This window comes from Glycomyces sp. NPDC050141 (assembly GCF_055586545.1).
The window spans coordinates 1-7,990 of the sequence record NZ_JBVJHZ010000076.1 but is presented as its reverse complement, the minus strand read 5'-3'; the positions used below and the strand labels follow the sequence as shown (position 1 = coordinate 7,990).

The following is a 7,990-nucleotide window of genomic DNA, read 5'->3' as shown; positions in this document are numbered from 1 at the left end:
CCCCCCCCCCCCCCCCCCCCCCCCCCCCCCCCCCCCCCCCCCCCCCCCCCCCCCCCCCCCCCCCCCCCCCCCCCCCCCCCCCCCCGCTGCCGTGCATTCCTTACCCCCGCAGGACCGACGCGAGGTTGTCGAGGCCGATCGGCCCCAGGTTGAGGGCCCTGGTGTGCCAGGCCTTCAGGTCGAAGGACGAACCGGCGGCGGCCTGCGCCTCCGCGCGGGCGTCCACCCAGGCGCGCTCGCCGAGCTTGTAGCAGATGGCCTGGCCCGGCCAGCCCGCGTAGCGGACGATCTCCGGGTAGGCGCGGTGCCCGGCGATGCGGCCGCGCGTCTTCAGCACCTCGAGGGCGACGTCGAAGTTCCAGCGGTCGCCGTGGCGCTTCGCCTCGGCGGCGGGCAGCGGCAGGTCCAGGTGCCAGCCGATGTCGATCACGACGCGGGCGGCGCGCAGCGCCGAGCCCTTGAGCATCCCCAGGCGCGAGCCCTTGTCGGTGAACCAGCCGAGCTCGTCCGAGAGCCGCTCGGCGTACAGCGCCCAGCCCTCGGCGTGGCCCGAGACCGAGCCGAAGACCTTCGCGAAGCGCGAGAGGCCGTCACCGGTGACCTTCGCCTGGCCGATCTGGAGGTGGTGGCCGGGCACGCCCTCGTGGAAGACCGTGGTCAGCTCGCCCCAGGTGCGGAACGTCTCGCGCTCGGCGACCGGCCACCACGTGCGGCCCGGCCTGGACAGGTCCTCGCTCGGGCCCGTGTAGTACGCCGAACCGGCCGAGGAGCCGTGCACGACCTGCACGTCGAGGTTCATCAGGCGCGGGTCGATGTCGAAGTGGACGCCGTTGAGCGCCGCGAGCGCGCCCTGGTGCTTCTCGCTCAGCCAGGCCAGGTACTCCTCGTGGGTGCCCACGGCCTCGGTCGCGTCCAGGTGGGCGATGACCTCGTCGAGCCCGGCACCGGGAAGGATCTTGTCGGCTTCAGCGGCCATCTCGTCCTCGATGCGGTGCAGCTCCTCCCACGCCCAGTCGTAGGCGTCGCGCGGGTCCAGGACCGCGCCGAGCGTGGACCGCGCCGCGAGGAGGTACCGCTCCTCGCCGACACCGTCGCTGGCGGCCGCGTGCGGGGCGTAGGTGCGCTCCAGGTAGTCGGCGGCGGCGGCGAACGCCTCGTATGCGGCATCGGCGGCCTCGCGCAGGTCGCGGGCCTGCGCGCCGTCGCCGTACGCGGCGACGTGCTTGTCGAACGTGCGCGACTCGGCGTTGCGGCGGGCCTGCTTGACACCCTCGGTGACCTGCAGCAGCGCCACGGTCTGGCCCGCCTCGATCCCGGCGTTCAGGGTCTGCCGCCAGGTCGTGAGCATCTGGGGGATCGCGCGCATCCGCGCGACGTTCAACCGCCAGTCGTTCTCGGTCTGGCGCGGCGCGAGGTCCACATAGCTCACCAGGCTCTGCAGCATCCCGTACGGGACGCGCAGCGCGCGGCGCCACTCCCCGGCCTCGTGCTGGGCCCAGCTGACCTCGAGGCGTTCGGCCATGTGGAGGCGGGCCAGGTCGTCGGCCGGGCCGGTCGACTCCAGGGCGCCCAGCTTCGCGAGCGTGTCGGCGTCGAGCTTCGCCCGCTCGGCGACGGCCTCGGGGCCGAAGTCGGTGGCGACACCGAAGTCGCCCTTGATGCCGGCGGACCCGGCGAACATGGGGTGGAGGCGGGCGTACCCGGTGATGTACTCGTCGGCGAGCGCGAATATCGGTGAGGTCATGGCCGTCAGCTTACCGCGCGGCTAGTAATCCTTCGTTACGTGATTGTTGCTCGGCTTCGTCGAGATGACGACCGCCCCCACCAAAGCGGCCAAGAGCAGCAGCGACAGCACCTCGAACGGCAGCACCCAATCCGAGAACACCGCCTCGCCCATCCGAGCCGCCCCGCCGGTCTCACGGGAGGCAAGCCCGGCAAAGGTCCACCCGAACGCACCAGTGACGACCGCCCCCAAACCAAGACCAACCCCACCGGCGATCAACACCCCGGGCAACCGGGCCCGGTCAAGATCATCCGAAGGATCAGTAGGAGCCCTGGTCAACATGGTCGCGAACAACAACAGGACAACAATCGCACCGACATAAACCAGAACCAGCACCCAAGCCAAGAACTCAGCCGTCAAGACCAGAGCAGCACCCGCGATCCCCGCAAAAGCCACCGCCAGCCACAACCCGGCCCGCACGATCCGCCGAGTAGTAACCACCGCCAGCGCAGCCCCCAGCGACAGCAACCCGAACCCCGACAACAGCACGTCAGCAAGCGTCACAGCGAGCCCTCCGGCGTCGCCGAGTCCGCCTTCACAGCCTCGGTCTTCGCCGATTCAGGAACCGTCCCCAGCCACTCCCCGAGATGCTCCTTGCCATGGAGCAGATCCCGGATGTCCCCCTCCGCATAAGCGAAATCAGGAGCCCAGAACAGCGCGTCGAACGGACACACGTCGACACAGATCCCGCAGTACATGCACAGCGAGAAATCGATATCGAACCGGTCGAGCACATTCACCTGCCGAGGCCGCGCCGCACCCTCGACCTCCACCGTCTCCTTGTGCGAGTCGATGTAGATGCACCAGTCAGGGCACTCACGAGCGCACAGCATGCACGAAGTACAGCTCGGCTCGTGCAACGCGATCACGCCGCGCGTGCGTTCAGGCAGGTCAGGCTCGTTCTCGGGATACTGACTGGTGACGGCACGGCGCGTGGCGGTGCGCGCGGTCTGCGCAAGACCGCTGACCAGTCCGCTCCCGGGAAGCCTCATCTCCTCATCGTGGCAGATGACACCGGTGTTTTCCAGACCCCAAGCCGCGCTTCGCAGCCGAATTTCCCGTCCGCTCCGCGGCTGAACTTCCGGTCCGCTCCGCGGAGCGCGCTGTCCGATTCCCGACTCGCCAGGCGTGCCCACCCGGGCCGGTTTTCCCATGAAACCGCCTGCTGCGTCCACAAGAGCCGTTACCGTGAGCCATTGACACGTCACGTACCGGGTGCGACCCGGTGCCGTCCGGGGAGGAACCCGTGCCCATGCGAATGACGCAGCCCATCCGAGGGATGCTCGCCGCGCTGGCGCTCAGCGCCGCGCTCGTGCTGACCACCGCTGTTCCCGCGAACGCGGCCATCACCGTCACGCTCTCGCCGACGGCGGGCGCCACGGGCACCCGAGTGGACGTGCTCGCTTCGAACTGCGACATGGACGCGACCGGCGACGTCGAGAACACCGACACGAGCTTCAAGCTGCCGAAGAACAACAACAACGCGCAAGGCAGCTTCACCGTCACAGACAAGATGAAACCCGGCTCGTACACGGTCACAGTCACTTGCGGCAGCGACACCGCGTCGACCAAGTTCACGGTGACCTCCGGCTCGGGCGCCGCGACTGGCGGCGGCTCGACGGCCTCCGATGCGGCCACTGCGGTCCTGTGGACGGGCGCGGCGGCGGTGCTCGTCGCGGCCGCGGGACTCTGGCTGCTCAAGCGCCGCAGCAATGTCACTGCCGCCTGAGGAGACGGGCGCCGAGGCGCCCGATGACCTTCACACTGCCGAACGACCCATCCACCGGCCGGAACCCGCGTTCCGGCCGGTGGCCGTCGTCATCCTCTCGATCATCCTCGCCGGGGGCCTCGGGCTCATGCTGGGCAGCGTCGTCCCGGTCCCTTCGTTCTCGATGCCGCACTTCGGGAACCCGTTCCACGAGGACCCGTTCGCGGTCGCCGACCCGGCGGGCGGCACGTGGCTCGACCGCTCCGAGCCGACCCGCGTGGACATCGGCGCGGTCGACATCCACGCCCCGCTGACCGCGCTCGGCCTCGACTACGAGGGGAACTTCGAGGTGCCCCGGATGTGGCGGCCGCATGAGGCGGGCTGGTTCGAGGCGGGCCCGACGCCGGGCGAGTTCGGGCCGACGGTGCTCATGGGGCATGTGGACACCGAACGCTCCGGCCCGGCGGTGTTCTTCCCGCTCAGGGAACTCGAGAAGGGCGACCGCATCGAGGTCACCAGGGCCGACGGCATCGTCGTCTCCTACAAGGTGACCGCGGTCGAGTCGTACGCGAAGCAGCGCCTCCCCTATGAAGAGGTCTTCGGTATCGAGCCCGAACCGGCCCTGCGCCTGATCACCTGCGGCGGCGCCTTCGACCGCAAGGCGGGCGACTACACCGAGAACCTCGTGGTCTTCGCCAACTACACCGGGCACCGCGAGGCGACCGAAAAGGACCGCGACCGCCCCCTGAACGGCCGCGACCACTTCAAGGACTGAGTTATCCACAGGCAGGAAACTAGCTGTTGCCGGTTGTTCACCAACCGTGACAAGCTTGGTAGATGCGCCAGAACACCGCCACCACCAGCATCGAAGCCCAGGTCCTCACCACCATCCACAAGGCCGTGCCCAGCCCCGGCACCGCCTTCCCCGGAGTTATCCACAGGTGGAAACTTTCTGTTGCGGCTCAACTACATATCGTGTCAGCCTTGATACAAAAACGCCATCGGGCATCGGCGGGATGGCGGCGATATGAGGGATTTCGCGAACGTCGCCATACCACGGTCGCGCGCGGGAAGCCACCCGCGCGCGGTCCCCGCCAGATGCCCCACCACCCCGCGCTCCCCGCGGGAGCAAGAGCGGGGCGGCCGAACACACCAGTCCGGCCGCCCCGCCGCCAACATCATCGGCCCCGCCTGTCGGACCCCCGGGTTACCTTCACCCGCATGGACTTGAAGATCGCGAACATCACCGTCAACACCGACCGCCCGAAGCAGCTCGCCGAGTGGTGGCTCGCCGCCCTCGGCGGTGAGATCACCGCCGACTGGGGCGAGTACGTCATGGTCGGCCTCGGGGACGGCACCGGCATGGCCTTCCAGTACGTCGAAGGCACCCAGCCGGGCCGCATCCACCTCGACCTCGTGACCACCAACGCCGCCAAAGAAGTCGTGCGGCTCATCGCCGCGGGGGCGGCCCATGTGGCCGACCACGAGGCGCCGGGCGGGGCGTTCTCGTGGACGGTCCTCAAGGACCCCGACGGCAACGAGTTCTGCGTCTCGCAAGCCCACTAGCCGCAGGCCCGACAGGGCTCGGGGTCAGGGGGTGTTCAGGCGGTCCTCGAGCTGCTTGCGGTACAGGGAGACCGGCTCCAGGGTGCCGGCCTCGTCTTCGACGTAGCCGCGCTCCTCGGTGACGAGCCAGTTCGAGCCGGTCACGGGCTCGTCCACGTCGCCGGTGGTGCCGATGGCGAAGTTCTGGGAGGTCGGCGGGCGCTGCACACAGGCCTGGTTGCCGTTGTCCAGCTTGCAATTCCACAGGACGCTGTAGACGGAGGACCAGCCGTGGGCGTGGCCGTTGGCCTCGTCGGCTCCGCTGTCCTGGCGGTTGTGGAGGTTCAACACCACCTTCTTCCTTTCGGAGATGGTGTTCATCTGCTCGTAGACGTTGTCGAAGAGCAGGCCCTGGCTCCAGTGGGCGTGGCCGCCGGATTCGAGGGAGCCGTTCTTCGAGACGGCGTCGAGCCAGACGACGCCGGAGGTCGCGGCGCCTCCGCCCGCGACGAACGCGTGGCGGGCGTCGGAGGCCACGACGTCGGTGAACAGGACCTGCTGGGCCATGTACCCGGCGCAGAAGTTGTAGCGGCGCTGGCCTAGGGGCTTGGAATTCGGTTCCAGGGCCCAGACGTTCTCGACGGTGACGCGGTGGCTGCGGCGGACCATGACGCCGGAGCGCGTGAACCGGAGCGTGGCTGCGTTGCGCACCCAGATGTCGCGGGCCCGTTCGATCACGATGCAGCTGTCGGCGTGGTCCTCCGGGTCGCTGCCGTCCGGGGGCTCCACCATGTCGATGCGGAGGTTCTCGATGCCCGCGTTGACCACTTCGCCGGCTTGGGGCCACTTGTAGACGGTGACATCGGAGAGCGACGTGTTGAGGTCGTTGAAGACCGGGGCGCAGATGACGATCTCATTCGTTGTTGCATCGATCGCCTTGATGAATCGGTTGTACATGATGGGTTCGGAGTCGACCGGCCACGGCGGATCTGCCTCGACGCCGCCGTTATCGATTTCGGCGATCCAATCGGCGGTGCAGTTGTGCCAGATGATGATGTTGTCGCCGACCGCGAGCCCGGTGGTGTTCTCGAGTGCCAGCCGTCGGGTACCGGCGTGCACGATGTCGTTGGTGACGGGAATCGGGGTGCTGGACTGCTTCTCCCAGTTGGCGCCTTGGTTCGCGGAGCCGATCTTGACCGGGCATTCGATGCCGCCGTCAGCCTCGCCCGCTGTTGCCGTCGACTTGATGATCGTGCCGACCGCGGGGTCGTAGGAGCGGCCGGCGCCGCGCAGGACCACGCCGCTGTATTTCAGCTCGATGGTGCCTTTGACTTCGTAGAGGCCCGGTTCCAGTAGCAGTGCGCCGCGGATGCCGTTGGCGTCCGGGGTCATTGCGGCGACCTCGGCGAGGGCGGCGTTGATGTGGGCGGTGTTGTCATCGTCGGGGATCGGCTTGATCGACTTTTTGGTGGGCACGTCGGGGATCGGCGCTTCGCCGTTGCGGTATCCGGACCAGCTGAAGTTGGGGATCTTCTTTTTGCTGAGGTGGTCTTCGGCGTAGTTGAGTTCGCCGTCCGCGCCGGGGTAGACGAGCTTGGAGTGCCAGATCACGGAGGTTTCGGGGTCTTGCGCGTGGGCGGTCGAGACGATTGCGGTGCCCAATCCGGCCGCGGCGACGCCGCTGCCGATCTTGAACAGGTTTCGGCGTGAGACCGATCCGGTCATGGGGTCTGCGTTCCCTTCTCATGTCAGAGCATGACGAGGGTATCTGCCGGTGGCCACAGCGGACCGTTCCCGATGCGTTGGTACGAAGGAGTTGTGGGGCGTGCGAGGGAGCTGGGGTGCTGCCCGGGTTTCGGCACAGGCCCGGGCAGCACTTGGTTTTGGCTTGGTCAGATGGTCGATCCGCCCCCGGAGGTGTTGCTCCACCAGGCGCTGTAGGCGTTCAGCGAGTACCGCTTCGACACGCCGCTGGTCGAGGTGATCTCAAGGCCGAACTGCATGGTGTCGAAGGTGGTATTGCGCAGGAGGTTCTGCGACGCGGCCCATCGCCAGACCGCCGAGGCGTCGATGCTCCCGGTGTCGGTCTTCTGGGCGGGGATGAGCTGCAGGACGTTCCAGCCGGGGTCGGCCTGCCAGACCGAGGCGTAGAGGATGCCGCCGATCGTCACGTTGGAGGCGATCTGGGTACCCCAGCCGCCTGCGGAGTTCCCCGACCAGTTGGTGAAGACCATGATCTCGTCTTGGTTGCCGGTCGACCAGAGGTCGCTGGTCCAGTTCCACCAGTCCCCGCTGGTGACGGGGGCGGAGGTCGTGTCGTACCAGAAACCCGCCGAGTTCAGCTGCGACAGCGGGGTCTGGGGCCGGACCGAGGTGTTCGGGTACGACTTGATCCCGCCGCCGGTGTGGTTCGCGTCGACGTACCAGGACTTGATGCTGTTGACCGTCAGGCACTGCGAGCCGTGGTTCTCGCCCCAGATGTTGTTGTAGACCGTCCAGGTCCCCTGGGTCCAGCTCCCCCACCGGTCGCACGTCGAGTACACCTGGGCCTGCGCCGGGGACGCAGCACTGAGGAGCCCTGCGATGACGAGGACGATGAGGGCCATCCGGCTGAGGACGGCCCGCCTGTTGAAGAGTTTCATCTGACCTTTCCTTCTCGCGCGCCGCCTACGGCCACGCGCAGATCGAGTCGAGAGACGCCCGCAAGCGACACTTACAGCGATATATCGACATTCTGCAATGCGATTGGACGCAATGTCAATGTTTGTTTAACTCTTCAAACTAAGAAAGATCAGATGATTGGCCGGACTGGAGACGCGACCGCGGGGGGGGGGGGGGGGGGGGGGGGGGGGGGGGGGGGGGGGCGACCGAGGGGGGCACAGGAGGGGGGTGGGGGGGGGGGTGGGCGGCCCACCTCCGTCGATTGGATATGTGGTGGTGTCCTACTGGCACCA

The 7,990-nt window shown here is 68.0% G+C and carries 8 protein-coding genes; 3 read left to right on the top strand and 5 right to left on the bottom strand.

Annotated features, from left to right (window positions below; genetic code table 11):
* Positions 1-100: 100 nt before the first annotated feature.
* From ACZ60M_RS25310 to ACZ60M_RS25300, 3 genes are read right to left on the bottom strand one after another with little or no spacing between them, the layout of a single operon-like run.
* Positions 101-1,744, bottom strand: a complete 1,644-nt coding sequence (locus tag ACZ60M_RS25310; protein ID WP_465422008.1) for a DUF885 domain-containing protein — start codon at positions 1,742-1,744, stop codon at positions 101-103.
* Between the two features lie 21 nt (positions 1,745-1,765).
* On the bottom strand, positions 1,766-2,287 hold the full coding sequence (locus tag ACZ60M_RS25305; protein WP_465422006.1) for an NADH-quinone oxidoreductase subunit J family protein: 522 nt from the start codon (positions 2,285-2,287) through the stop codon (positions 1,766-1,768).
* The gene (locus tag ACZ60M_RS25300) at positions 2,284-2,775 is read right to left on the bottom strand and encodes a 4Fe-4S binding protein (protein WP_465422004.1); all 492 of its coding nucleotides are present in this window, start codon (positions 2,773-2,775) and stop codon (positions 2,284-2,286) included. The genes ACZ60M_RS25305 and ACZ60M_RS25300 overlap by 4 nt, the downstream gene beginning before the upstream one ends.
* A 260-nt stretch (positions 2,776-3,035) precedes the next feature.
* Between ACZ60M_RS25300 and ACZ60M_RS25295 the strand changes: the two genes are divergently transcribed.
* The 3 genes from ACZ60M_RS25295 to ACZ60M_RS25285 all read left to right on the top strand — a co-directional run bounded on the left by ACZ60M_RS25295 (position 3,036) and on the right by ACZ60M_RS25285 (position 5,057).
* Complete coding sequence (locus tag ACZ60M_RS25295; RefSeq protein WP_465422002.1) at positions 3,036-3,512, top strand: hypothetical protein; 477 nt, start codon at positions 3,036-3,038, stop codon at positions 3,510-3,512.
* Complete coding sequence (locus ACZ60M_RS25290; protein WP_465422000.1) at positions 3,496-4,266, top strand: class F sortase; 771 nt, start codon at positions 3,496-3,498, stop codon at positions 4,264-4,266. Before ACZ60M_RS25295 ends, ACZ60M_RS25290 begins: the two co-directional genes overlap by 17 nt.
* A 446-nt stretch (positions 4,267-4,712) precedes the next feature.
* Positions 4,713-5,057, top strand: a complete 345-nt coding sequence (locus tag ACZ60M_RS25285; protein ID WP_465421999.1) for a VOC family protein — start codon at positions 4,713-4,715, stop codon at positions 5,055-5,057.
* A 24-nt stretch (positions 5,058-5,081) separates the two neighbouring features.
* Here ACZ60M_RS25285 and ACZ60M_RS25280 read toward each other — a convergent pair whose 3' ends face one another.
* Both ACZ60M_RS25280 and ACZ60M_RS25275 read right to left on the bottom strand, forming a co-directional pair.
* Positions 5,082-6,761 carry a pectate lyase family protein gene (locus ACZ60M_RS25280; RefSeq protein WP_465421997.1) on the bottom strand — a complete coding sequence of 560 codons (1,680 nt, stop codon included), beginning with the start codon at positions 6,759-6,761 and terminating at the stop codon, positions 5,082-5,084.
* A 167-nt stretch (positions 6,762-6,928) separates the two neighbouring features.
* Positions 6,929-7,678 (bottom strand): glycoside hydrolase family 12 protein, encoded by a 750-nt coding sequence (locus ACZ60M_RS25275; RefSeq protein WP_465421995.1) that lies wholly within the window; start codon positions 7,676-7,678, stop codon positions 6,929-6,931.
* Positions 7,679-7,990: the final 312 nt, after the last annotated feature.